This window comes from Bradyrhizobium macuxiense (genome assembly GCF_007993935.1).
GTDB lineage: Bacteria > Pseudomonadota > Alphaproteobacteria > Rhizobiales > Xanthobacteraceae > Bradyrhizobium > Bradyrhizobium macuxiense_A.
Genome location: NZ_VITY01000004.1, coordinates 227094 through 251446, shown reverse-complemented (window position 1 = coordinate 251446; position 24353 = coordinate 227094). Strand labels below are relative to the sequence as shown.

General features: G+C 64.6%; 24 protein-coding genes and 1 tRNA gene. 11 read left to right on the top strand and 14 right to left on the bottom strand.

Features of this window, described 5'->3' with window-relative positions:
* Positions 1-14: 14 nt before the first annotated feature.
* Positions 15-818, bottom strand: coding sequence for an SDR family NAD(P)-dependent oxidoreductase (locus FBZ93_RS12450; RefSeq protein WP_050424116.1), 804 nt, complete (start codon positions 816-818; stop codon positions 15-17).
* 466 nt (positions 819-1284) lie between these two features.
* Between FBZ93_RS12450 and FBZ93_RS12445 the strand changes: the two genes are divergently transcribed.
* Positions 1285-1890 carry a TetR/AcrR family transcriptional regulator gene (locus tag FBZ93_RS12445; protein WP_246667457.1) on the top strand — a complete coding sequence of 202 codons (606 nt, stop codon included), beginning with the start codon at positions 1285-1287 and terminating at the stop codon, positions 1888-1890.
* A 193-nt stretch (positions 1891-2083) separates the two neighbouring features.
* Here FBZ93_RS12445 and ptsN read toward each other — a convergent pair whose 3' ends face one another.
* The 8 genes from ptsN to FBZ93_RS12405 form a co-directional block, all read right to left on the bottom strand.
* Positions 2084-2545, bottom strand: coding sequence for a PTS IIA-like nitrogen regulatory protein PtsN (gene ptsN, locus FBZ93_RS12440; RefSeq protein ID WP_016843543.1), 462 nt, complete (start codon positions 2543-2545; stop codon positions 2084-2086).
* A 231-nt stretch (positions 2546-2776) separates the two neighbouring features.
* Positions 2777-3376, bottom strand: coding sequence for a ribosome hibernation-promoting factor, HPF/YfiA family (hpf, locus tag FBZ93_RS12435; RefSeq protein ID WP_050424100.1), 600 nt, complete (start codon positions 3374-3376; stop codon positions 2777-2779).
* Positions 3377-3561: 185 nt separating this feature from the next.
* Positions 3562-5217, bottom strand: coding sequence for an RNA polymerase factor sigma-54 (gene rpoN / locus FBZ93_RS12430; RefSeq protein WP_146986258.1), 1656 nt, complete (start codon positions 5215-5217; stop codon positions 3562-3564).
* 90 nt (positions 5218-5307) lie between these two features.
* Positions 5308-6294, bottom strand: a complete 987-nt coding sequence (gene lptB, locus FBZ93_RS12425) for an LPS export ABC transporter ATP-binding protein (RefSeq protein ID WP_146986257.1) — start codon at positions 6292-6294, stop codon at positions 5308-5310.
* Positions 6295-6615: 321 nt separating this feature from the next.
* On the bottom strand, positions 6616-7299 hold the full coding sequence (locus FBZ93_RS12420; RefSeq protein WP_146986256.1) for an LptA/OstA family protein: 684 nt from the start codon (positions 7297-7299) through the stop codon (positions 6616-6618).
* Between the two features lie 24 nt (positions 7300-7323).
* Positions 7324-8055, bottom strand: coding sequence for an LptA/OstA family protein (locus FBZ93_RS12415; protein WP_433995405.1), 732 nt, complete (start codon positions 8053-8055; stop codon positions 7324-7326).
* A gap of 5 nt (positions 8056-8060) precedes the next feature.
* Positions 8061-8792 (bottom strand): LPS export ABC transporter periplasmic protein LptC, encoded by a 732-nt coding sequence (gene lptC, locus FBZ93_RS12410; protein WP_074131722.1) that lies wholly within the window; start codon positions 8790-8792, stop codon positions 8061-8063.
* 170 nt (positions 8793-8962) lie between these two features.
* The gene (locus FBZ93_RS12405) at positions 8963-9577 is read right to left on the bottom strand and encodes a ribonuclease H-like domain-containing protein (RefSeq protein WP_146986254.1); all 615 of its coding nucleotides are present in this window, start codon (positions 9575-9577) and stop codon (positions 8963-8965) included.
* Between the two features lie 365 nt (positions 9578-9942).
* On the opposite strand from FBZ93_RS12405, the gene FBZ93_RS12400 reads away from it, so the two are divergent.
* Entirely contained in the window at positions 9943-11208 is a 1266-nt protein-coding gene (locus FBZ93_RS12400) for an MFS transporter (protein WP_146986253.1), read from the top strand.
* Positions 11209-11314: 106 nt separating this feature from the next.
* Here FBZ93_RS12400 and FBZ93_RS12395 read toward each other — a convergent pair.
* Positions 11315-11401, bottom strand: a tRNA-Leu gene (locus FBZ93_RS12395).
* Between the two features lie 145 nt (positions 11402-11546).
* On the opposite strand from FBZ93_RS12395, the gene FBZ93_RS12390 reads away from it, so the two are divergent.
* The gene (locus FBZ93_RS12390; RefSeq protein WP_146986252.1) at positions 11547-12515 is read left to right on the top strand and encodes a complex I NDUFA9 subunit family protein; all 969 of its coding nucleotides are present in this window, start codon (positions 11547-11549) and stop codon (positions 12513-12515) included.
* 174 nt (positions 12516-12689) lie between these two features.
* Here FBZ93_RS12390 and FBZ93_RS12385 read toward each other — a convergent pair whose 3' ends face one another.
* Complete coding sequence (locus FBZ93_RS12385; RefSeq protein WP_146986251.1) at positions 12690-13496, bottom strand: undecaprenyl-diphosphate phosphatase; 807 nt, start codon at positions 13494-13496, stop codon at positions 12690-12692.
* A gap of 262 nt (positions 13497-13758) precedes the next feature.
* On the opposite strand from FBZ93_RS12385, the gene FBZ93_RS12380 reads away from it, so the two are divergent.
* Genes FBZ93_RS12380 through FBZ93_RS12370 form a run of 3 tightly spaced genes read left to right on the top strand, consistent with a single transcriptional unit; the run spans position 13759 to position 16422 of the window.
* Positions 13759-14451 carry a glutathione S-transferase family protein gene (locus FBZ93_RS12380; RefSeq protein WP_024584298.1) on the top strand — a complete coding sequence of 231 codons (693 nt, stop codon included), beginning with the start codon at positions 13759-13761 and terminating at the stop codon, positions 14449-14451.
* Complete coding sequence (gene queG / locus FBZ93_RS12375) at positions 14400-15590, top strand: tRNA epoxyqueuosine(34) reductase QueG (RefSeq protein ID WP_146986250.1); 1191 nt, start codon at positions 14400-14402, stop codon at positions 15588-15590. The genes FBZ93_RS12380 and queG overlap by 52 nt, the downstream gene beginning before the upstream one ends.
* 34 nt (positions 15591-15624) lie before the next feature.
* Positions 15625-16422: an acyl-CoA thioesterase domain-containing protein gene (locus tag FBZ93_RS12370; protein ID WP_146986249.1), complete on the top strand. Its 798-nt coding sequence runs from the start codon at positions 15625-15627 to the stop codon at positions 16420-16422.
* A gap of 138 nt (positions 16423-16560) precedes the next feature.
* On the opposite strand, the gene FBZ93_RS12365 is transcribed toward FBZ93_RS12370, so the two are convergent.
* Positions 16561-17031, bottom strand: a complete 471-nt coding sequence (locus FBZ93_RS12365) for a nuclear transport factor 2 family protein (protein ID WP_146986248.1) — start codon at positions 17029-17031, stop codon at positions 16561-16563.
* Between the two features lie 178 nt (positions 17032-17209).
* Entirely contained in the window at positions 17210-18004 is a 795-nt protein-coding gene (locus tag FBZ93_RS12360; RefSeq protein WP_146986247.1) for an alpha/beta hydrolase, read from the bottom strand.
* Between the two features lie 227 nt (positions 18005-18231).
* Between FBZ93_RS12360 and infC the strand changes: the two genes are divergently transcribed.
* From infC to rplT, 3 genes are all read left to right on the top strand, one after another.
* On the top strand, positions 18232-18771 hold the full coding sequence (gene infC, locus FBZ93_RS12355; RefSeq protein WP_024584293.1) for a translation initiation factor IF-3: 540 nt from the start codon (positions 18232-18234) through the stop codon (positions 18769-18771).
* Between the two features lie 398 nt (positions 18772-19169).
* Entirely contained in the window at positions 19170-19370 is a 201-nt protein-coding gene (gene rpmI, locus FBZ93_RS12350) for a 50S ribosomal protein L35 (RefSeq protein WP_008539890.1), read from the top strand.
* A gap of 74 nt (positions 19371-19444) precedes the next feature.
* A complete protein-coding gene (gene rplT, locus FBZ93_RS12345; protein ID WP_018269297.1) occupies positions 19445-19804 on the top strand; it encodes a 50S ribosomal protein L20 in 360 nt (119 codons plus the stop codon).
* Between the two features lie 26 nt (positions 19805-19830).
* Here rplT and FBZ93_RS12340 read toward each other — a convergent pair whose 3' ends face one another.
* A complete protein-coding gene (locus tag FBZ93_RS12340; RefSeq protein WP_167529012.1) occupies positions 19831-20241 on the bottom strand; it encodes a hypothetical protein in 411 nt (136 codons plus the stop codon).
* Between the two features lie 195 nt (positions 20242-20436).
* Here FBZ93_RS12340 and pheS point away from each other — a divergent pair, with 195 nt between their 5' ends.
* Together pheS and pheT are read left to right on the top strand one after the other, a co-directional pair.
* The gene (gene pheS / locus FBZ93_RS12335) at positions 20437-21519 is read left to right on the top strand and encodes a phenylalanine--tRNA ligase subunit alpha (RefSeq protein WP_146986246.1); all 1083 of its coding nucleotides are present in this window, start codon (positions 20437-20439) and stop codon (positions 21517-21519) included.
* 280 nt (positions 21520-21799) lie between these two features.
* Positions 21800-24208, top strand: coding sequence for a phenylalanine--tRNA ligase subunit beta (gene pheT, locus FBZ93_RS12330; protein WP_146986245.1), 2409 nt, complete (start codon positions 21800-21802; stop codon positions 24206-24208).
* Positions 24209-24353: the final 145 nt, after the last annotated feature.

Sequence of the window (24353 nt, the reverse complement as noted above, 5' to 3'; positions counted from 1 at the left end):
TGTCGGCTTCGTTGCTACATGCCCATGCCGCCGTCGACCGGCAGACCGATGCCGGTGATGAAGCGGGCATCGTTCGAGCACAGGAACACCGCGGCGTCGGCGATGTCGGAGACCTCCGCGAGCTTGCCGAGCGGCGTCTGCTCCACCACCGAGCCGACGGCGGCGTTGACGTCGGGCGCAAGGCCGATCTTCACGATGTCATTGGCGAGCTGCAGGCCCATGTCGGTCGGGATCAGGCCGGGATAGATGCAGTTGACGCGCACGCCATAGCCGAGCTTGCCGGCTTCCATTGCACCGACGCGCGTCATACGGTCGACCGCGGATTTGGTGCCGGAATAAACGGCGATGCTCGGGAAGGCGATCGTCGCTGCGACGGATGCGATGTTGACCACCGCACCGCCCTTGCCGGCGGCGCCGCCCGGCCGCATCGCGCGGAAGGCGTGCTTCATGCCGAGCACGGTGCCGACGATGTTGACGTCGCACATCCGGCGCGCATCCTCGGCCTTGATGTCGGCGACCAGCGAGGTGATCTCGATGCCGGCATTGTTGATCAGGATGTCGAAGCCGCCGAGGGTTTCAACCGTTGCGGCGGCCGCCCTCTCCCATTGCGCATCGTCGGTGACGTCGAGTTTTGCAAATCCGGTCTTGACGCCGGCCTTGGCGATCTCGGCGGCGGTCGCCTTGCCGGCATCGTCCAGAATATCGCCGATCATGACCGCTGCGCCGGACCGCGCCAGCGCCTGCGCGATTGCCGCGCCAATCCCCCGGGCGCCGCCGGTGACCAGGGCTTTCCTGCCTTCAAGGCTCTTCCCACTCATGACGTAGTCCTCCCTTTGCTTGCTGATTTCTGGTGCTGCTGAGATCGGCAGTGCGGGCCGGCAGCCTTGCGCATTCGAGCGCATCGGTGGTCGCGGCCGGCGTCGGCGGGCGCAGCATGGGCGCGCCCTGGCGGGGCATTTCCTCCTGTTTTGTCGATTGGTCAGCCGTCTTGACGGTTGTCCAAATTATTTGACCAACCCTCGTCCAGGAACTTGACACTTGTCAAGGGCGAATTTGACAAGTGTCAAATAGGATGATGTGAAGGGATGGAGCACGCCGCGGTCGCCGCGGTATAGTCGCTCAAAGCGTTTTCAAGCGAAGTGGATTCCACTTCGCGTGAAGAAAACGCGTCGATCAAGAATCCAGAGCCCCGTCCCGATTCAATCGGAACGGAATAGGCTCTGAACGGAAGAGACAGAGGAAAGGCACGGGATGGCGCGGCAAGCGACAGGAGCGGCCCAACGCGTGGCTGTGGCGACCGAGTCGCTGCGCGACGAGAAGTTCAACGCCCGGCGCGTCGAGCTAGCGGAGGCCGCGCTGGAGACGCTCGGCGAGCTCGGCTTCGCGCGCACCAGCCTGCGCGAGATCGCGCAGAACTCCGCATTCACGCACGGCGTGTTTCACTACTACTTCAGCGACAAGCTCGACCTGATCTGCTGCTGCGTCCGTCACTACAAGGCGAAATGCGTGACGCGCTATGACGAGGTGGTGACGACGGCGCAGAGCCGCGACGAACTGACCGAAGGCTTCCTCGCCAAGCTCGCGGCGACGTTGCGGGACGAAGCCCGCATGCACCGGCTCTGGTACGATCTGCGCTCACAGGCGATGTTCGAGCCGGCGTTCCGCAAGGACGTGCTCGAGATCGACAAGAGCCTGGAAGCGATGATCTGGCGGATCGCGACGCGCTATGCCGAGCTCGGCAACAAGAAGCCGGCATCGTCTCCGGCCGCGCTCTATGCGCTGTTCGACGGCCTGTTCCAGAGCGCGCTGCTCAGGCATCTCGCCAATGACGAGAAGGCCGTTCCGGATCTGCTCGACGAAGTCCGCCGTCTGCTGCCGACGATCTGCTGAAATTTTCGAATGCTTCGTAGCCCGGATGGAGCGCAGCGAAATCCGGGATTCGTGCCAGCCGTGAGATTCCCGGATTGCGCTTCGCTCCATCCGGGCTACGGAGAGCGGGGCAACGCATCGGCATGCGCCACCGCGTGACGCGCGAACTATGTCTCGATGACAGTTGCGCGAACGAATTCGCTGACGCGGATGATTACGCCGCGCTCGCCGGCGGCAGCGCGAGCACCGAGTAGATCGCCTGCGCGTCGCGCGAGGCGCGCAGCTTCTTGGCGACGTCCTGGTCGCGCAGCAGGCGGGCGATCCGCGCCAGCGCCTTGAGGTGATCGGCGCCGGCGCCTTCGGGTGCCAGCAGCAGGAAGATCAGGTCGACCGGCTGGCCGTCCATCGCCTCGAAATCGATCGGCCGCTCGAGGCGGGCGAAGAAGCCGAACAGCTTCTCCAGCTTGGGCAGCTTGCCGTGCGGAATGGCGACGCCGTAGCCGACCGCCGTGGTGCCGAGCTTCTCGCGCTGCAGCAGCACTTCGAAGATCGCGCGTTCGTTCTGCCCGGTCAAAGCCGAAGCGCGCGCGGCAAGTTCCTGCAGCGCCTGCTTCTTGCTGATGACTTTCAAAGCCGGAAGTATCGCCTCGGGTGCGACCAGATCGGTAATCGGCATTGGGACGTTCCGAGGTGAATGACCGTCAGGTTGCGAAATAGGCTTTACAGCGGCGGCGTCAAGAAGATGAGGTGGGATGCGGGCTTAGCCCGGGTCCATTTGGCAGGGCTTCTACTCCAACGTATCGGCGGTGCCAACACCTGCGAACCCTGTTCCGCCCCCCTTGTTCCTGGAGGCGGCGGACCATAAGCAGGGCTGGCTTCGGACGTCAATGCCATCTGCCAACTATCCTCAGGGGCTCACCGCAGGCGGATCGACCCAGCCGACATTGCCGTCCGTACGGCGGTATATGATGTTCAACCGGCCACTGCCGCCATGCTGGAACACCAGGCAGGAGGCGCCGGTCAGATCGAGCTCCATCACGGCCTCGCTGACCGACAGCCGCTTCAGCGCGGTGGTTGCCTCAGCAATGATCACCGGGCTGTATTCGGTGACCTCGTCCTCGTTCTCGGGCGCCTCGATGACATAACTCGGCGCGTCGAGCCCGACGCCGTTCAATTCGGCAAGCGCAGCGTTGGCGGCATAGGTCTTGCGGGCGGAGCGATCCTTGAGCCGGCTCTTGTAGCGGCGCAGGCGCTTCTCGATCATCAACAGCGCGGCATCCGCGCTGGCATAGGCGTCGGCGGCGTTGGATTCGGCTTCCAGCGTGATCCCGGAATCCAGATGCAGCGCGCAGTCGGTTCGGAAGCCGAATCCATCCTTGCTCAGCGTGATGTGACCGGAATAGTTGCCATCAAAATACTTTCGCAGGACCTCGTCGGTGCGGTCGCTGACGCGCGCTCGAAGCGCCTCGCCGATGCTGATGCTCTTTCCCGAGATTCGAAGGGTCATTTGATGCCTCAATTGCTGGGATGCCTCGGTCAGTCTTGCAGGAGCATGATGGGTGCTGGATTCCGGTTACCTTCCTTTCTGGACGATGCTCGACCTGGAAAGGTCGAGACTATCGCGATTTGACGCGAACGCAACGAGCGCATGGACCGGTCCGTACTCGGACGGGGCCATCCTCAAGAAGTAACCTAAACGGGGGCTGTATCGCGCGAGCGGTCGGGCGCGGAGGCAGGAGCCGAAAGGGCATTACCGAGCATGCTCTGTTTGTCACGGCGGCGCTGCACCGAGGATGGTATCCGCATCGCCTCACGGTACTTCGCGACGGTGCGGCGGGCGATATCAATGCCCGAGGCGCGCAAACGTTCCACGATCGTGTCGTCGGACAGGATCGCCGACGGCGCCTCGCCGTCGATCAACTGCTTGATGTGGTGACGCACCGCTTCGGCCGAATGCGCCTCGCCGCCGTCGGCGGACGCGATCGACGCGGTGAAAAAATACTTCAATTCAAAACTGCCGCGATTGGTCGCCATGTATTTGTTGGCGGTGACGCGCGACACCGTCGATTCATGCATCTGGATCGCGTCCGCGACTGCCTTCAGATTCAGCGGCCTTAAGTGCGCGACGCCATAGGTGAAGAATCCGTCCTGCTGGCGGACGATTTCGGTCGCGACCTTCAGGATGGTGCGGGCTCGCTGATCGAGCGCGCGCACCAGCCAGGTCGCGTTCTGCAGGCAGTCGGTGAAGTACGACTTATCGCCTTCCTTGCGGATCGTCTTCGACAGCTCAGAGTAATAGGTCTGGTTGACCAGCACGCGCGGCAGAGTGTCGCTGTTGAGCTCGACGTGCCAACCGCCGTCGGGACCCGGACGCACATAGACGTCGGGCACCATGGTCTGCGTCCGCGAGGTGCCGAACTTCAGGCCGGGCTTCGGATCGAGCCGGCGGATCTCGGCGATCATGTCGGTGATGTCTTCATCGTCGACGCCGCACAGCTTGCGCAGGCCGGCGATGTCGCGCTTGGCAAGCAGATCGAGATGCTCGACCAGCGCCTGCATCGCCGGATCGTAGCGATCGAGCTCGCGCAGCTGGATCGCGAGGCACTCGCTCAGGCTTCGCGCGCAGACACCCGGCGGATCGAACTTCTGCAGCACGGCGACGACCTCGTCGACCGCTTGCTGCGACGCACCGAGCCGTTCGGCGGCCTGGCCGAGATCGGCCGGCAGGTAGCCGGCGTCGTCGACCAGATCGATCAGATACTGCCCGATCATGCGCTGCGCCGGCGCCGAGAACGCCACCGCGAGCTGCTCGGCGAGATGGTCGGCGAGCGTCAGCTCGGCGGCCACGAAGGCTTCGAGATTGTATTCGTCGTCGCTGGAGGCGCCGCCGCCCCATTCGGTATAGACCGAGGGTGGCGCATCCTGCGCGGCGCGCGCGGCCGCCTCCGCCGGCTCCTCGGAGAACACGTTGTCGAGACCGGTGTCGAGCGTCTGCTCGATCTCGGCGCGGGTGCCGAGGTCGCGGTTCAGCCATTCCTCCTGGCCGGGCTCGAAAGCGGCTTCGCCGCCCGAACCTGCGGCCATGTCGGAGCCGTCGCCATCGTCGCCGTAGCTCGAGGAACCATCGGAATCGCCGTAGTCCTGCCGCTCCATGGCCAGCTCGCCGGCGACCGGCGGTTCCGGCCCGTCTGCTGCCCGCTCCAGCAGCGGGTTGCGCTCCAGCTCCTCCTCGACAAAGGCCGACAGGTCCAGGTTCGACAGTTGCAGCAGCTTGATCGCCTGCATCAGCTGCGGCGTCATCACCAGCGACTGCGACTGGCGGAACTCTAGTCTTTGCGTCAGCGCCATGGAGGCAAGATCGACCTTAAAAGTTGGCTCGATTCTTGCTTATCTTAGTCCGTGAAGCTTGTACACGGCTTGACGGATGCGAAATTTGGGTTAGAGGCGGAATTCCTCGCCAAGGTAAAGCCGACGTACATCGGGATCATTAACGATCTCCTCCGGGCTTCCCTCAGTCAAGATCTCACCGGCATAGACGATGTAGGCACGGTCGGTCAGGCCGAGCGTTTCACGGACGTTATGGTCGGTGATGAGAACGCCGATGCCGCGGTTGGTGAGATGGCGGACGAGGTCCTGGATGTCGCCGACCGCGATCGGGTCGATGCCGGCGAACGGCTCGTCGAGCAGCATGTAATTGGGCCGCGTCGCCAGCGCGCGCGCGATTTCGACGCGGCGGCGCTCGCCGCCGGACAGCGCGATCGACGGGCTCTTGCGCAGCCGCGTGATGTTGAATTCGTCGAGCAGCGAATCCAGCTCGTGCTCGCGCTTCTTCTTCGAGGGCTCGACGACCTCGAGCACGGCGCGGATGTTCTGCTCGACCGACAGGCCGCGGAAGATCGAGGCTTCCTGCGGCAGATAGCCGATGCCGAGACGTGCGCGCTGATACATCGGCAGCTTGGTGACGTCGTGGCCGTCGAGCTCGATCGCGCCGCGATCGGCCTTGATCAGGCCCGTGATCATGTAGAACACCGTGGTCTTGCCGGCGCCGTTCGGCCCGAGCAGGCCGACCGCCTCGCCGCGGCGCACATAGATGCTGACGCCGCGCACGACCTGGCGGCTGCCGAAGCTCTTTTCCACGCTATGCACAGCCAGGTAGCCCGGCCGCTTGATCAGCTGCGGCGCCGCCGGAGCGCTATTCCTGGCTGGCCTTGCCCGCGCCGGAGCGGGTGCTGCTGCGGGCTGGGATCGCGGCAGTTCGGCGGCGGGAACCGAGGCGGCGCGCGCCATCGGCGGCGCGTCACGCACCGGCGACGTCAGCATCTCGCCGAACTGGTCGTCGAGCGCTGTGATGTCGTCATGCGAGCGCGCAAATCCGGAGCTGCGTTTCGCAGGACGCCGCCGGAACATGCCGAGAAAATCCACCATCCCCGCTTCGTTTCAGCCTTTCACGGTGATCCCGCGACTTTGCCTGCGGACCAATCGATTCGCACGCGTACCCCGCAAGCATGCGCCGGAAACCTGGATACCGGCCTTCCCTCGCGACAAAAGCGGACGCCTCTGCGCGGAGATCATGCTCAAACAACACGGCAAAGCGCGATCACCCGCGCCTTGAATGAATGGATGCCCCTGTCCCGGCCAACAACTCCCCCTCAAAGGCATATCGTTCGGCCGGGCCGCTGGAGTAGATACAGTCTCGCCCCGCGCGCTTCAACCTCGCGGCCGCAAAATATTATCTAATGCATTGATTCATCTTGATTTTGATGGCTTGGCGGAAGCTGACGGGGGGCTTACGGGGCTGCTCGCGGCCGGCGCGCCGCCGCAGTCTTGTCCCTGAACGACCATGGCTTGCACCCTGCCGGTGTCGGATTCCACGCGCGAGACGCCGGTCGTCATGTCCACCAGCAGCCGATCGCCGCGCACCACGTTCTGGCACTGGGTCAGCACCACCTGGCTGCCGCTGCCGCCGAGCATGGTGATCAAATTGGTCTTGGTATCGAAGATCGCGGTCGTGCCGGTGACGACCTGATCCTTCTGGGTCACGACGACATCGCCCTTCGCTTCCAGCCGGTTGATCGAGGAAGCGCCGGCGGGGCCGGGCGTTGCCGATTGCGGCGGCGGGCCCTTGGCTGCGGTGGAGCTCGGCGCAGTCGCCGGCGGCTGGGTCGACTTGTCCTCGTAGAACACGACCAGGACCTTCGAGGTCATGGTGGTGTCGCCCTGCGTGACTTTCACATTGCCGGAGAAAGTCGCCTCCTTCTTCTTGTCGCGCATTTCGAGCACGGCCGCCTCGATCTTGACCGGCTGGTCGCGGTTCTGCGCAAAACCCTGCATGGCGTTGGGCACGGACGCAGTGCCCTGTCCGCGCGCGGTGTCGAACGCCATCAGCGCAAGGAGAGCGACGAGTGCGGCGCGCGAAACCAGCATCGGCATGACGATCCTCGCGCCCAGCGGCGCTTATTTCGACTTGCTACCCGGCAGCAGTTGAAGCGGTGACGGGGCCGCTGGGGCCGTGCCGGGGGCGGCCGGCGTGCCGCAGCCACCCTTGCCGCTCTGTCCGCCCTGCGACTGGATGAACAGGCCCTGCACCTTGCCGCTGTCGGATTCCACCCGCGAGACGCCGGTGGTCATGTCGACCAGCAGGCGGTCGCCGCGCAGCACGTTCTGGCACTGGGTCAGCACCACCTGGCCGCCACCGCCGCCGAGCATGGTGATCAGATTGGTCTTGGTGTCGAAGATCGCGGTCTCGCCGGTGACCACCTGGTCCTTCTGGGTGACGACGACATTGCCCTTCGCCTCCAGCCGCTTGATCGAGGACGCGCCGCCGGGGCCGGGGGTTGCCGACTGCATCGGCGCGGCGCCCTTGGCGGCGGCACCCTTGGTGGCTGCCGGCGCAGGCGCCGGCGTCTGGGTCGATTTATCCTCGTAGAACACCACCAGCACCTTCGAGGTCATGGTGGTGTCGCCCTGCACGACCTTCACATTGCCGGAGAAGGTCGCCTCCTTCTTCTTGTCGCGCATCTCGAGCGCGGCGGCCTCGATCTGGATCGGCTGGTCGCGGTTCTGCGAGAAGCCCTGCATGGCATTGGGAACGCCCGACATCGAGCCCTGCGCGGACGCAGCGCCGGCTGCAAGCAGCGTGAGCAGAAAGGCCGCGATTGCGAAGCCGTGCGGAAAACGTCTCATCATCAAATTCATTTCGTGTTGGCGGATTTGCGCGCCTTCGGTGGCGGCGGAGGTGGCGGTGGCGCGGCCTCGGCAGGCGGGCTCGGATTGTTGTCGCCGAGCTTGTCGAGATACATCACGACATTGCCTTCGAACCGCACCAGCTCGCCGCTGTTGTAGATCCTGAGACGATCCGATGTCAGCGTGCCCTCGAGCAGCTTGACGTCGACATGCTCGTCCGACGAGACGTTGCCCTTGTTGATGTCGACGAAGGCCTGCGTCAGCTTGGCCTCATAGCCGGTGGACGACTGCAGGAAGATATCCTGGCGCAAATCGAGCAGCTGCTTCTTGTTGTCGAAGAAGCCGGTGCGCGCATCCATCGTCACCGTCGACTGATCCTGCTGCGCCACCTTGGCGCGGATCGTCTTGAGCTCGACATGGTCGGGATCGGTGACGTCCTGGATCGCCGCCTTGGCCCACATCTCGTAGGGCCGGCCGTCGGCCGAGAAGCCGGCGATGTGCGGCGATTCCATCGTGATCTTGGTGCCCGACACCACGAGGTTGTCCATCTCGACCGGCAGCTTGGGGATCATTTCGCGGAATGGATTGTAGACCGAGACGAAGATGATCGAGGCCATCGCGAGGCCAACCACCGCAGGCACCGCGACGCGCAGGATCCGTACCATGCGGCTGTGCCGCGCGGCAGCGGCAAAGCGCGCCTCGAGGCCAGTGACATAGGCTGGATTCTGAACCGAATTCACCTGAGCTCCAGAGGCGCGAAATTGCCCCTATCCTAGCCGGAGCCGCCCAAATATGCAGCCCGGACCTCGCGTCGCGCCCCCGCAGGGAGACCACGCGTGAACAGTTTGGCCGAAACGGGGCGGAAATGGCCCCGCAGCGATGAATTCGCGCCCGTCATGAACGGACGGAATCATGAATGGGCGAAGATGTCCTCGGCCTCCCAGCCGTCGAGATCGAGCCTGGCGCGGGCCGGGAGGAAATCGAAGCAGGCCTTGGCGAGATCGGTACGTCCCTCGCGCGCCAGCATCACGTTCAGCTTGTCGCGCAGCGCATGCAGGTGCAGCACGTCGGAGGCGGCATAGGCAAGCTGGGCCTCGCTGAGGCTTTGCGCGCCCCAATCGCTCGACTGCTGCTGCTTCGACAGTTCGACGTTCAGCACCTCGCGCACCAGATCCTTCAGGCCGTGGCGGTCGGTGTAGGTGCGCGACAGGCGCGAGGCGATCTTGGTGCAATAGACCGGCGTCGGCATCACGCCGAACGTGTTGTAGAGCACCGCGACGTCGAACCGCGCGAAATGGAAGATCTTGGTGATCGCCGGATTGGCGAGCAGCGCCTTCAGGTTCGGCGAATCGGTGTGCCCCTTCGGGATCTGGATCACGTCGGCGGTGCCGTCGCCGTTCGACATCTGCACCACGCAGAGCCGGTCACGATGCGGATGCAGCCCCATGGTCTCGGTGTCGATCGCAACGGAATCGGTGTAGCGCGTGAGATCGGGCAGATCGCCGCGATGCAGGCGGATGGTCATGTATGAAGGCCTCGGGTCTCGGTTCGATTCGACAGGCGACACTAGCCCCCAAACGCCCGGGATGCGAGCGGATAGGCGGTCGCCGCGCCGCTGAGCGGGGGGTCATGCCCCGCTCTTGCCATATCCCGACACGGCTGCCCAGCATCGCGCAACCTCTGTTGCATTTGGATCACGCTGCAATTCAAACGATTGGCGACGGGATGACCCGAGGCCCCGCAATACCCATATGAAGGAGCAGGAATTTCGCGGTTCTTGATCACGTTTCCGCGCATTTTTTTGCGTGTCCGCGCCGATGAAATCCACGAACGGCGCCCTATCTGTGCCCAGCCGCTCGCACGTCCTACTCATCTTCAGAAATGAGCCTCATGTCGGAACAGACCGTCGCCGCGCCGATCGACGAGCCGCAGGTACGCGGCTTCACGCGCTATCAATCGTTCCTGATCGCGCTGCTTGCCTTCACGCAATTCACCCTGATCCTCGACTTCATCATCATGTCGCCGCTCGGCGCCATCCTGATGCCCTCGCTCAACATCACGGCCGGGCAGTTCGGCGTCGCGGTGTCGGCCTATGCCTTCGCGGCCGGCATGTCCGGCATCCTCGCCGCCGGCTTTGCCGATCGCTTCGATCGCAAGCGGCTGCTGCTGTTCTTCTATGTCGGCTTCATGCTCGGCACCGTGCTCTGCGCGCTGGCGCAGAACTTCCACGTGCTGCTGCTCGGCCGTATCGTCACCGGCCTGTTCGGCGGCGTGATCGGGTCGGTCGTGCTCGCGATCGTCACCGACCTGTTTCCGCTGCAACAGCGTGGCCGCGCGATGGGCGTGCTGCAAACCGCGTTCGCCGCGAGCCAGGTGCTCGGCGTGCCGGCCGGACTTTTCCTGGCCAATCACTGGAACTGGCACATCTGCTTCGTGGCCATCGTCGGCCTGTCGATTGCGGCGATCGCGGCGATTGCGATCGCGATGGAGCCGGTCGACGGACATCTCAAGCTGCAGCACGACAGCAATCCGTTCCGCCATCTGATCGCGACCGTGGGCCAGCCGCGCTACACGCTGGCCTTCCTGGTGACGACGCTGCTGGCAACCGGCGGCTTCATGCTGATGCCGTTCGGCAGCGCCTTCACCGTGCACAATCTAGGCATCGACATCGTGCATCTGCCGACGATCTATCTGGTCTCCGGCCTGTTCAGCATCATCATAGGACCGCTGGTCGGCCGCGCCGCCGACAGGTTCGGCAAATATCCGACCTTTGCCTTCGGCTGCGTGGTGACCGTGATCATGGTGCTGACCTACACCAATCTCGGCCACGTCTCGCTGCTGACCGCGATTCTGGTCAATGTCGTGATGTTCGTTGGCATCTTCTCGCGCATGATCCCGTCGCAGGCCTTGATGTCGGCGATCCCCGACGCCAGCCAGCGCGGATCGTTCAGCGCGGTCTCGGCCTCCGTGCAGCAGCTATCGGGCGGCTTGGGCTCGGTGGTCGCCGCCGCGATCGTCGCCGAGAATCCGGACGGCTCGCTGCTGCATTTCGACCGGATCGGCTACGTCGTCGTGGCAACGACCCTGATCTCGCTGGTTGCGATGTACTTCGTGCAGAAGCCGATCGCGCGGCGGGCGGGGCGGCGGATCGTGTGAAAGCCGCGCTACTTCGCGAGCATGGGGCCGGAAGCGGTAGCGGGTGACGGCGTCGCCGCACCCACCCAGCGGATGCTGAGCGATTTCAATCGCTTATGAAAATGGGTGGTGCCCAGGAAAGGACTCGAACCTTCACGGCCGTTAAGCCACTGGCACCTGAAGCCAGCGCGTCTACCAATTCCACCACCTGGGCGTGGGCGCGTTAGTAAGGTTCGGTTACGCGCTTGTCAAATTCAGGAAACGAAAAATCGAATACCCTGTACATGGTGGGGTCGATGGCGTATCGCCAGATGGCTAACCCACGTCAATAACTCTCGAATCCGGCAGGAATGGACCCCATGGCATCGAACCTGGACACCACAGTCACGGTCTTCGGCGGATCGGGTTTTCTGGGCCGGAACGTGGTCCGGGCGCTCTGCAAGCGCGATTACCGGGTCCGCGTCGCGGTGCGGCGGCCTGAACTGGCCGGCCATCTGCAGCCGCTCGGCCGGGTCGGGCAGATTCATGCGGTCCAGGCCAATGTGCGCTACCCGGCCTCGGTCGAGGCGGCGATGCGTGATTCGCAGATCGCCATCAATCTGGTCGGAATCCTGGCCGAGGGCGGCGGCCAGAGTTTTGATGCCGTGCAGATGAAGGGCGCCGAGACCATCGCCAAGGCGGCGGCCGCGAGCGGCGCCCGGATGGTCCATGTCTCGGCGATCGGAGCCGACGAGAATTCGACCTCTAGCTATTTCCGCGCCAAGGCGGAAGGCGAGAAGGCGGTGCAGGCTGCGCTGCCGTCGGCCACCATCATGCGGCCGTCGCTGCTGTTCGGGCCGGAGGACGAGTTCACCAACCGCTTTGCGGCGCTGGCGCGGATCTCGCCGGTGCTGCCGCTGGTCGGCGGCGGCGTCAACACGGTGCAGCCGGCCTATGTCGCCGACGTGGCCGACGCGGTGGCGGATGCCGTCGACGGCAAGGCCAAGGCGGGCGCCACCTACGAGCTCGGCGGCCCGGAAGTGCTGACCATGCGCGAGGTGATGCAGATCATCCTCAAGATCACCCAGCGCGACCGCATGCTGGCGCCGCTGCCGTTCGGCCTCGCCAAGCTGCAGTCGTATGTCCTGCAATTCGCGCCCGGCCCGTTCACGCTGACCCCGGACCAGGTCGCGATGCTGCGCGTGGACAATGTGGTGTCCGACGCCGCCAAGGTCGCCGGCCTGACTTTCGCGGGCCTCGGCATCACGCCGGATTCGATGGAAGCGGTCGCCCCGCAATATCTCTGGCGCTTCCGCGCGTCGGGGCAGTTCCAGAAGAAGAGCGCGTAAGGCTCTCAGACTGTCGTCCCGGCCAAGCGAAGCGCGAGCCGGGACCCATAACCACGAATGTCCGAGATGTACGACGCTGGGGCCACAGCCCTGCCTGACCTTTGAGGCCAGTGGTTATGGGTCCCTGCTTTCGCAGGGACGACAGAAGGGGCAGGGACGACAGCGGAGACTGCCTTACCTTCCCATCGCCAGCGCGATCAGGCCGAGGGTGCCGACGATCACGCGCCACCAGGCAAAGAAGGTGAAGCCACGGCGGGTGACGAAGTTGAGGAACGCGCGCACCACGATCATCGCGGTGATGAACGACACCACGAAGCCGACCGCGATCACGCTGAGATTGTCCGAGCTGAAGTCGGCGCGGTTCTTGTAGAAATCATACACGAACGCGCCGACCATGGTCGGGATCGCGAGGAAGAACGAGAACTCCGCCGCCGAGCGCTTGTCGGCGCCGAGCAGCATCGCAGCCACGATGCTGGCGCCGGAGCGCGACACGCCGGGGATCATCGCCAGGCACTGCGCGACGCCGATCCAGAAATACATCAGCAGCGGAAAGCGCGTCGCATCGTCCTCGTACACTTTGAGATCGAGCTGATCGACCCAGAGCAGCACGGCGCCGCCGACGATCAGCGTGAAGCAGACCACCCACGGATTGAACAGGAATTCCTTGATGTATTTGCCGGCGATCAGGCCGATCACGACGGCCGGCAGGAACGCCACCAGCACGCCGATCACGAAGCGGCGGTCGTCCGGATTGGAGAACATGCCGAGCGCGACGCGCCACAATCTGGAAAAGTAGAGCACGAGGATCGCGAGGATCGCGCCGAGCTGGATCAGGATCGCAAAGCTCTTCCAGAAATTGCCTTCGCCGAGATTGAAGAAGCGCTCCGCGAGCAGCAGGTGCCCCGTCGAAGAGACCGGCAGGAACTCGGTGACGCCCTCGACGATGCCGAGAATCACCGCCCGCAGCATATCCGTCATCATGTTGTGGCCTGCCCTGTGTGGAAAACGGGATTCTTCTCGCCTATTCGCACATTGGCCGCAATCGCAAAAAATCGTCAAACAATGGGTTACCCGGCCGATTTGCTGAGCTATAGCGTTTTTGTGACCCGCACCATCTGCGGGGGTGGCTACCGGTTTGCGTGCTGACGCGACATAGAGACGAGCGGAACTGGCCTGGCCAAATCACACGGCCGGTCGCACAGGTTGATGGTTTCTTAAGCGCCACGAAATTACCAAGGGCTACATGTACACGCTGTATCACCATCCGTTCTGCCCGCATTCGCGCTTCATTCGCCTCGTGCTCGGCGAGTATGGCCTCGATCTGCGCCTGGTGGAGGAACGGGTCTGGGAACGGCGCGAGGCGTTCCTGGCGCTCAATCCGGCGGCGACCACGCCGGTGCTGATCGCCGAAGGCTTTCCGCCGATTCCGGGCGCGCCCATCATCGCCGAATATGTCGACGAGACGCATGGCCTCGATGCCGGCGAGCGGCGGCTGTTGCCGACGTCGTCGGCAGAGCGCGTCGAGGTTCGCCGGCTGATGGCGTGGTTCAACGAAAAATTCTTCGAGGAAGCCTCCAACCCGCTGGTGACCGAGCGGATCTACAAGCGCTTCATGAGCGAGGACAATGGCGGCGGCCCGCCGGCACCCGACATCATGCGCGCCGCCAAGGTCAATGTGCGCTATCATCTGAGCTATATTGGCTGGCTGGCGAAGACGCGGAACTATCTCGCCGGCGACCGCCTGACCTACGCGGATCTCGCCGCCGCGGCGCATCTCTCGGCGATCGACTATCTGGGCGACGTGCCATGGAGCGAGGACGACGCGGCAAAGTCGTGGTACGCGCGGGTGAAATCCCGCCCGTCGTTCCGCCCGCTGCTCAGCGAATGGCTGGCGGGGGTGCCGGCGTCGCGCACCTATGTGGACCTCGACTTCTGAACCCGGCTGTCAGGCTCTCTCCATCCGATCTCAAGGCTGCGCTCCAGCGCGAGGCGCGCGCACTCGGCTTCGATGCCATCGGCTTCACCGATCCCGACGCGACCAGCGAGGCCGGAAAATATTTCCTCGAATTCCTCGGCTCCGGCGGCCATGGCGACATGGACTGGCTCGCGGCCAATCCGGAGCGGCGCGCCGATCCGCGCGTGCTGTGGGGTGGTGTGCGCTCGATCATCATGCTCGGCGTCAATTACGGGCCTGAGGACGATCCGCTCGACATTCTCGGGCGCCGATCGCATGGCGCGATCTCGGTCTATGCGCAGGGCGACGACTATCACGACGTGATCAAGAAGCGGCTGAAGACCCTAGCGCGCTGGCTTGCCACTATCACCGGCGACGAGGTGAAGGTGTTCGTCGACACCGCGGCCGTGATGGAGAAGCCGCTGGCGCAAGCCGCCGGCATCGGCTGGCAGGGCAAGCACACCAATCTCGTCTCGCGCGAGTTCGGCTCGTGGCTGTTTCTCGGCGCGATCTATTCCGCGACCGAACTGCCGCGCGACGAGAGCGACACGGATCATTGCGGCAGCTGCCGCGCCTGCCAGGACATCTGTCCGACCGCGGCGTTTCCCGCACCCTACAAACTCGATGCGCGGCGCTGCATCTCGTATCTGACGATCGAGAACAAGGGGCCGATCCCGCACGAATTCCGCAAGGCGATCGGCAACCGCATCTATGGCTGCGACGATTGCCTCGCGGTGTGCCCGTGGAACAAGTTCGCGCAGGAAGGCCGCGAGCAGAAGCTTGCAGCACGCGATGCATTGCGCGCGCCTGCGCTTGCCGATCTCGCACGGCTCGACGATCCAGCGTTTCGCGCGCTGTTCACGAAATCGCCGGTCAAGCGCATCGGCCGCGACCGCTTCATCCGCAATGTGCTGATCGCGATCGGCAATTCCGGCGATGCAAAGCTCGCCGGCGAAGCGCGGCGCCTGCTCGACGATGCGAGCCCGCTGGTGCGCGGCGCCGCGGTGTGGGCGCTGTCGCAACTGATGGCGCGCGACGAATTCGCGGCGCTGGCATCACGGGCCGGCGGCGAGCCTGATCTCACCGTGCAGCGGGAGTGGCACGTGGCGGCCGCCTCTTGATTTCATCGCGCCGTTCCCGTCATGGTCGCCCGCCATGACAAACCAGCCCTTCTTCACCAGGCACGGCGACGGCTTCATGCCGACGGCTGTTGCGAACGGACCGTGGAGTCCGGAATCCCTGCACGGCCGCGTCGTGATCGGCCTGCTCGCCTTCGTCATCGAAGAGCGCCACGGCTCCGACGATTTCGTCCCCGCGCGGCTGACGGTCGACATGTTCCGGCTGCCCAACATCACGACGCCGATCGAGGTGACGACGAAGCTCGTGCGTGACGGCATGCGCATCAAGATGATCGAGGCCGAGTTTGTCTCCGGCGGCACCAGCATGGCGCGCGCCTCCTGCCAGCTGTTGCGCAGGACGGAAAATGCGCCCGGCAATGTCTGGTCGCCGCCGAACTGGCAGGTGCCGGCGCCAGCGGACATTCCGAAGCCGACGGATCCGAGGCTCGGCATGAACGGCAAATGGGAGACGCGGCCGATCACAGGCCATATGGGCTCGCTCGGCGAGCGCCGGCTCTGGATGAGCGAAGTCCGCGAGCTCGTCGACGGCGTGAAGATGACGCCGTTTGTCCATGTCGCGACCGGCGCTGACTTCGCCAGCCCCTTTGCCAATGCCGGCGATCAGGGCCTCGGCTACATCAACAGCGACGTCACGATCTATCTGCACCGTCTGCCGGTGACCAACTGGATCGGCTTCGAGGTCGTCAACCATCACGCCACCGACGGCATCGCGATCGGCGAGTGCTGGCTCTATGACGAGAAAGGCCCGATCGGTACCTCGACCGTCGCGGCGCTCGCCCAGCGCAAGCCGATGACCAACCCGCCGCCGCCGTAGGACCTCACCGCCGTCATTGCGAGCCACCCGGTCGGCGCGTAGCGCCGCCGGATGACAGGCTCCGCGAAGCAATCCATGCTTCCGCGAATGCGGACCTATGGATTGCCTCGTCGCTACGTTCCTCGCAATGACGGAGAATTAGTCGGCCAAATGCCGCTGCATCTCCGGCCGCGCCTTCAGCGCTGTGCCCTGCTTGCCGACGATCTTGGCGATCCGCTCCGGCGCGAAGTTCAAATCGACGAAGGCCGGCGCGGTGTTGGCGACCTCGTGGTACTCCGTGATCTTGCCGTCGCGCAGCCGCATGATCGCGACGCCCTCGAACATCGCACGGGCTGCCTTGGCTTCCGGCAGGGTCGAGCGGTAGCTGAACGTGTAGCGCGCGTAGAGCGTTTTGCCGTCGCTGACGGGATCGTGCATCACCCAGCGGAAATCGGTCGCGGTCCGATAGAACCAGTCGTCGATCATCTCTGCGATTTTCGCGTGGCCCTCAAAGGCGCCGTAGAACACGTCGTGGTAGACGCCGTCCTCGGTGAAGAGATCAGCGAAGGCCTTGCCGTTGCGCCGTTCGACCGCGTCGCAGAACGCGCGCAGCATCGTTGTCGTGTCCATTTGGCGTCTCTCCCGGCTCCTCGCCTCTCCTTCGCTCTCCCCTTGTGGGAGAGGGTGGATCGAATGAGCGAGAGCTCATTCGAGACGGGTGAGGGGTCTGCCTCCGCGGAGAGAACCCCTCATCCGGCGCGGACTTCGTCCGCGCCACCTTCTCCCACAAGGGGAGAAGGAAAAGAGCTTAGCCGATCTCCGCCACCGCGGCGATGATCCGCGCGATGTCCTGTGGCCGCGACAAGCGGTGGTCGCCGTCCTGGATCATGGTCAGCACCACGTCCTCGGCCGGCAGCCGGTGCACCAGCGCGAAGGCGTGCTTCCACGGCACGTCGGGATCCTGCGCGCCCTGCAGAATGCGCACTGGACAGCCGACATCGATCTTGCTGCCGAGCAAGAGGTGATTGCGGCCCTCCTCGATCAGATTGCGGGTGATCGGATAGGGCGAGCCGTCGCCATATTCGGATGGCCTGAGCCAGACGCCCTTGGTCTCGATCTGGGCGCGGATCTCGGGCGAGAAGCCCTTCCACATCAATTCTTCGGTGAAGTCGGGCGCCGGTGCGATCAGCACAAGGCCGGCGAGTTGCGCCTTCCCGCCACCTCGCCGCGCGATCTCGCGCGCGAGCAGCAGCGCCATCCAGCCGCCCATCGAGGAGCCGATCACGACCTGCGGCCCGCTGCAGAACTGCGAGAACACGGCAACGCTCTCCTCGAGCCAGCGGCCGATCGTGCCGTCGGCGAACTCGCCGCCGGATTCGCCGTGGCCGGAATAGTCGAACCTGACGCAGCCGCGGCCGTGCCCGGCGGCCCACGCATCGAGCGCGAGCGCCTTGGTGCCGGTCATGTCGGACTTGAAGCCGCCGAGCCAGACCAGGCCAGGACTGGCCCCGGCACGGGCGCGCACCGCGATCCGGCGCGCCTCACGGCCCTCGCCGACCTCGATGAAGGCGGGTTCCTGTCCGGATGCGGCGGTTTGGCTCATGGTTCGGTCACTCGCGTGTCAGACATCTGCTTTTCAATCGTCGCGCGGCAGCGGTCAACGGCGGCTGGCCCGCCTTGCGGAGCAGATGTGCCGGCCATATCTGCCGAGCGTGGCTAAAATGCCTCGCAATTGACGGTTTTGCCGCTTAAAGAAGCGAGTTCGCTTGCCCGCCGCAGCGTCTTGCTTCAAAATATCCGCCTCCCTTTCACAACTTTGGAGAGTTACCCATTCGCCGTCCCAATAGAGCCCCGCCCACAGTCGCCAAAGACGGGCCGCGCACCAATGATGAGATTCGCAACGCGCAGATCCAGCTGATCGATGCCGATGGTGTCAACAAGGGCACCGTCGAGACCATGGTGGCCATCAAGATGGCCATGGAAGCCGGCATGGACCTCGTCGAGATTTCGCCGAACGTCAGTCCCCCGGTCTGCAAGATCATGGACTACGGCAAATACAAGTATTCCGCGCAGAAGAAAGCCGCCGAAGCCCGCAAGAAGCAGAAGGTCGTCGAGATCAAGGAGATCAAGCTCCGCCCGATGATCGACGATCACGACTACGACGTGAAGATGCGCGCGATGCAGCGCTTCTTCGAGGAAGGCGACAAGGTCAAGATCACCTTGCGCTACCGCGGTCGTGAGATGGCGCACCAGGAGATCGGCACCAAGCTGCTCGACAAGGTGAAGGCCGACGTCGCCGAGTTCGCCAAGGTCGAGCAGGATGCGAAGTTCGAAGGCCGCCAGGTCGTGATGGTCCTGGCGCCGCGCTAATTCGAATTAGTCGCTTTGTTGAATGGAACGGCCCGTCAGGCGATCTGGCGGGCTGTTTCGTTTCGTAACCCGGATTTCGTTTGGTAGCCCGGATGGAGCGCAGCGAAATCCGGGACAGTGCATCCGCGGCCCGACCTGCCCCGGATTGCGCTCCGCTCCATCCGGGCTACGGGACCAGTTCCGGCCCCCGATTTCCCGCTTCAAACGTTGCAAAACCGCCGATCCTCTGTCATAAGCCGGGCCTTCGCCGCCCGGCTGATCAAGGGCTGCCGTGGCGACGTCTAGTGCAGGTTCTTTCAATTCGGAAAAAACCTTAGCACTTTCAACGCTCTAACGAGCATTTTAGCCGGCCGGACGCCTCTCGGGGCGATTTTCGTGCTGTGCCACAGGAGAGCTAAATGCCCAAGTTGAAGACCAAGTCGGGCGCTAAAAAGCGCTTCAAGGTGACCGCCACTGGCAAAGTCATGCACGCCCAGCGCGGCAAGCGCCACGGCATGATCAAGCGGACGAAGAAGCAGATCCGTCAGCTCCGCGGCACCCGCGTGCTGTTCAAGACCGACGGCGACAACGTCAAGAAGTATTTCTTGCCGAACGCCTGATCGCGCTCATTCGCTTGAACCCTGCCGCTCCTAGCGCGGCGCCCCGTCTCTTCTAGATCTCAAGGATTTCCGTCATGTCTCGCGTCAAACGCGGTGTGACCGCTCACGCCAAGCACAAGAAAGTCTACAAGGCCGCCAAGGGCTATTACGGCCGCCGCAAGAACACCATCCGCGTCGCCAAGCAGGCGGTCGAAAAGGCCGGCCAGTACGCCTTCCGCGACCGCAAGCGCAAGAAGCGCACCTTCCGCGCGCTCTGGATCCAGCGCATCAACGCCGCGGTCCGTCCGTTCGGCATGACCTACAGCGTGTTCATCAACGGCCTCTCCAAATCGGGCGTCGTGGTCGACCGCAAGGTGCTGTCGGATCTCGCGATCCACGAGCCGGTGGCGTTCCAGGCGATTGCCGAGAAGGCCAAGGCCGCGCTCGCCGCCTAAGCCTGCGGGCGATCCTAGCGGGCTTGTCAGCGGGTCTTGGGGCCCGCTTTCAGCGCCTTCTGCGAAAAGCGCTGGGCGACGATCGCCCGGCAGAACGCTGTGAACGAGCGGTACATGGTGCCGCTTTCGTTGTCGTATTTGTGGTCACAGCGCTTGAGCTGGCCGGCATAGGCCTTCTTCTGCGACGCTCCGAGGCCGGACAGGAAGTCCGCCTCGCATTTCTTCTCGACCACTTCGCCGAACTGGACGTCTCCGCTGGCGCCATATTCGCACGCCTCGAAGATCTTCATGGCGCGGTTGCAGCTCGGCGCCTTCTCGAGCTCCGCGATGATGTCGTCCATCTGGGTCGATTTGGCGGGACATTCCTCGGTCGCGGCATGCGCCGTTCCGAGCATCAACAGGACCGCCGGCACGGCCAGGCAAGATCGCAGCAACATCGCGTGGGCCTCCTTGAACTCCCCTTGGGTAGCCCGGCCTCCGCATCGGGTTCAATGCGCCGGCCACAAGCCCGAAATGACCGGCTTTTTGCTTGACGTTACGGCCTTCGGGCGGCGACAACCCAGCCGAATTTTGGCGCATGGTTCGGAAACCGGGCTCTTCCCGCCGGATCATGCTCAGCGCAGGAATTGACCGTGTCCGACCTCGCAACGCTCGAACAATCCATCCTCGACCAGATCACCTCGGCCGCTGACGAAGCCGCCCTCGAGGCGGTGCGCGTCTCGGCCCTCGGCAAGAAGGGCTCGATCTCGGCCCTGCTCGCCACCCTCGGCAAGATGTCGCCGGACGAGCGCAAGACCGAGGGCGCAAAGATCAACCTCGCCAAGGATGCGGTGACGCAGGCGCTCGCGGCCAGGCGCGACGTGCTGAAGGCGGCCGCGCTCGACGCGCGGCTTGCCGCCGAGACCATCGACGTCACGCTGCCGCTGCGCGATGCGCCGGCGGAGACCGGCCGCATCCATCCGCTGAGCCAGGTGTGGGACGAGCTCACCACGATCTTCGCCGACATGGGCTTTGCGGTCGCCGAGGGTCCGGACATCGAGACCGACGACTACAATTTTACCAAGCTGAATTTCCCGATCGGCCATCCCGCCCGCGAGATGCACGACACCTTCTTCTTCAACCCGAAGGAAGACGGCTCGCGCATGCTGTTGCGCACCCACACCTCGCCGGTGCAGGTGCGCACGATGCTGACCCAGAAGCCGCCGATCCGCGTGATCTGCCCCGGCCGCACCTATCGCATCGACTCCGATGCGACGCATACGCCGCAATTCCACCAGGTCGAAGGCCTCGTGATCGACAAGGGTTCGCATCTCGGCCACCTCAAATGGATCCTGCACGAGTTCTGCAAGGCGTTCTTCGAGGTCGACCACATCAACATGCGATTCCGGCCGTCGTTCTTCCCGTTCACCGAGCCGTCGCTCGAGGTCGACATCCAGTGCCGCCGCGACAAGGGCGAGATCCGCTTCGGCGAAGGCGAGGACTGGATGGAGATTCTCGGCTGCGGCATGGTGCACCCGAACGTGCTGCGCGCCTGCGGCATCGATCCCGACGTCTACCAGGGCTTCGCCTGGGGCATGGGCATCGACCGCATTGCGATGCTGAAATACGGCATCGCCGATCTCCGCCAGCTGTTCGAGAACGACATCCGCTGGCTCAACCACTACGGCTTCAAGCCGCTCGATATCCCGACCATCGCGGGGGGATTGAGTTCGTGAGTCTGGTTCTCCTTGACCAGCGGCGCGCTCTCTCCGTTCCCTCCCCCCTTGCGGGGGAGGGTCAGGGAGAGGGGTGGCCGCGGGCGCTGAACGCTGTCACTAGCAGGCACACCGCCGCGAATCCTTTTTGCTTCGATGTTGCTGACGCAACCCGCGACACAACAACTTTCCGAGCAAGCGGCGTACCCCTCTCCCCAACCCTCCCCCGCAAGGGGGGAGGGAGCCCTGCCGCCGGCGCAAGTATCACAATAGACACCAACAAGAACCGAGGCATGCAGCCGTGAAGTTCACCCTCTCCTGGCTGAAGGAACATCTCGAGACCGACGAGCCGCTCGACAAGCTCGCCGACAAGCTCACCATGATCGGACTCGAGGTCGAGAACATCGAGGACAAGGCGAAGCAGCTTGCGCCGTTCACCATCGCGCGCGTGATCTCGGCCGAGCAGCATCCGAATGCCGACCGGCTGCGGGTCTGCATGGTGGACACCGGCGACGGTGGGGCGCCGGTACAGGTGGTGTGCGGCGCGCCGAACGCGCGGGCGGGACTGGTCAGCGTGTTCTCGCCGCCCGGCACCTACATCCCCGGCAAGGACATCACGCTCGGCATCGGCACGATCCGCGGTGTCGAGAGCCGCGGCATGCTGTGCTCGGCGGCCGAACTGCAGATCTCGGAAGATCACGACGGTATCATGGAGCTGCCGGCCGACGCACCGCTCGGCAAGGGCTATGCCGATTGGGCCGGGCTCGGTGATCCCACCATCGAGATCAATCTGACGCCGAACCGGCAGGACTGCACCGGCGTGCACGGCATCGCGCGCGACCTGTCCGCCGCCGACATGGGCAAGTTCAAGGATCCCGGCATCAAGCCGATCAAGAGCGAATTCCCCTGCCCGGTCCAGGTCAAGGTGGAAGACGCCACGCTGTGCCCGGGCTTCGCGCTGCGGCTGGTGCGCGGCGTGAAGAACGGCCCATCGCCGGAATGGCTGCAGAAGCGGCTGACCTCGATCGGCCTGCGCCCGATCAATGCGCTGGTCGACATCACCAACTTCATGACCTACGACCGCGCGCGTCCGCTGCACGTGTTCGACGCCAAGAAGGTGCAGGGCAACCTCACGGTCCGCCGCGCCAAGGACGGCGAGACGCTGCTCGCACTCGACGGCCGCACCTACACGCTCGACAGCAATGTCTGCGTGATCGCGGATGAGCACGGCGTCGAATCGCTGGCCGGCATCATGGGCGGCGAGGCCTCGGGCTGCGACGACAACACGACGGATGTGCTGATTGAGTCCGCGCTGTGGAACGAGATCAACATCGCGCAGACCGGCCGCAAGCTCGGCATCAATTCGGATGCGCGCTATCGCTTCGAGCGCGGTGTCGATCCGGCGTTCATGGTGCCCGGGCTCGAGCTCGCCACCAGACTGGTGCTGGATCTCTGCGGCGGCACGCCGTCCGAGAACGTCGTGGTCGGCAAACAGTTCGGCGAGGATCGCGTCATCGATTTTCCGCTCACCGAGGTCAAACGTCTTGCCGGCATCGAGGTGCCGCTGGTCGAGGTGAAGCTGATCCTGACCCGGCTCGGCTTCATGTTGGCCGGCACCGGCCCCGTCGTGAAGATCGCGATCCCGTCCTGGCGCACCGACGTGCAGGGCAAGGCCGACATCGTCGAGGAGATTGTGCGCATCGTCGGCGTCGACAAGGTGCCGATGACGCCGTTCGAGCGCGGCGAGGAGCCGCGCAAGCCGGTGCTGACGCCGATGCAGCTGCGCACCCGCCGCGCCAAGCGCGCGCTCGGCGTTCGCGGCATGGTGGAAGCCGTCACCTGGTCGTTCATCACCAATGACGCGGCAAAGCTGTTCGGCGGCGGCCAGAGCGAGCTCGTGCTCGCCAACCCGATCGCGGCCGATCTCTCCGACATGCGGCCGAGCCTGCTGCCCGGCCTCGTCGCAGCCGCTCAGGCCAACATCAACCGCGGCGCGCCCGATGTCGCGCTGTTCGAGGTCGGCCAGGTGTTCCGCGGCGACAAGCCCGAGGACCAGCTCGTCGCTGCTTCGGGCGTGCGCCATGGCTACGCCTCGTCGAACGGGATCGGGCGGCACTGGACCGGCTCGGCTGCGGCCGATGCGATGGATGCCAAGGCCGACGCCTTCGCGGTGCTGGCGGCTGCCGGCGCGCCGATGCAGGCGCTGCAGATCGTGCCGGGCGGCCCGGCCTGGCTGCATCCGGGGCGCTCCGGCACCATCCAGATCGGTCCGCAGAACGTGCTCGGTTATTTCGGCGAGTTGCATCCGCGTGCGGCCGAGGCGCTCGGCGCCGACGGCCCGATGATCGTGTTCGAGGTGATCCTCGAACGCATCCCGCAAGGCAAGCAGCGGGCGACACGCGCCAAGCCGGTGCTGGAGCTCTCGGCATTCCAGCCGGTGTCGCGCGACTTCGCCTTCATCGTCGATCGCAGCGTCAAGGCCGGCGACATCGTCCGCGCGGCGCAGAATGTCGACAAGAAGCTGATATCAGACGTGACCGTGTTCGACGTCTATGAAGGCAAGGGCATCGATCCCGACAAGAAGTCGATCGCGATCGCGGTGACGATCCAGCCGCGCGAGAAGACGATGACCGACCAGGAGATCGACGCGGTTGCGGCCAAGGTCGTCGCCGAGGTGACGAAGAAGACCGGCGGTACGCTGCGGGCGTGATGTTGGCGCAGGCGATGCGCTGTTCTCTCTCCCGCATGCGGGGGACAATCCATGACCGTCACCCTGAGGAGGCCGCGTAGCGGCCGTCTCGAAGGGTCGACGGCCCGACTGTGGCCGATTCATCCTTCGAGGCTCGCCCAGCGTC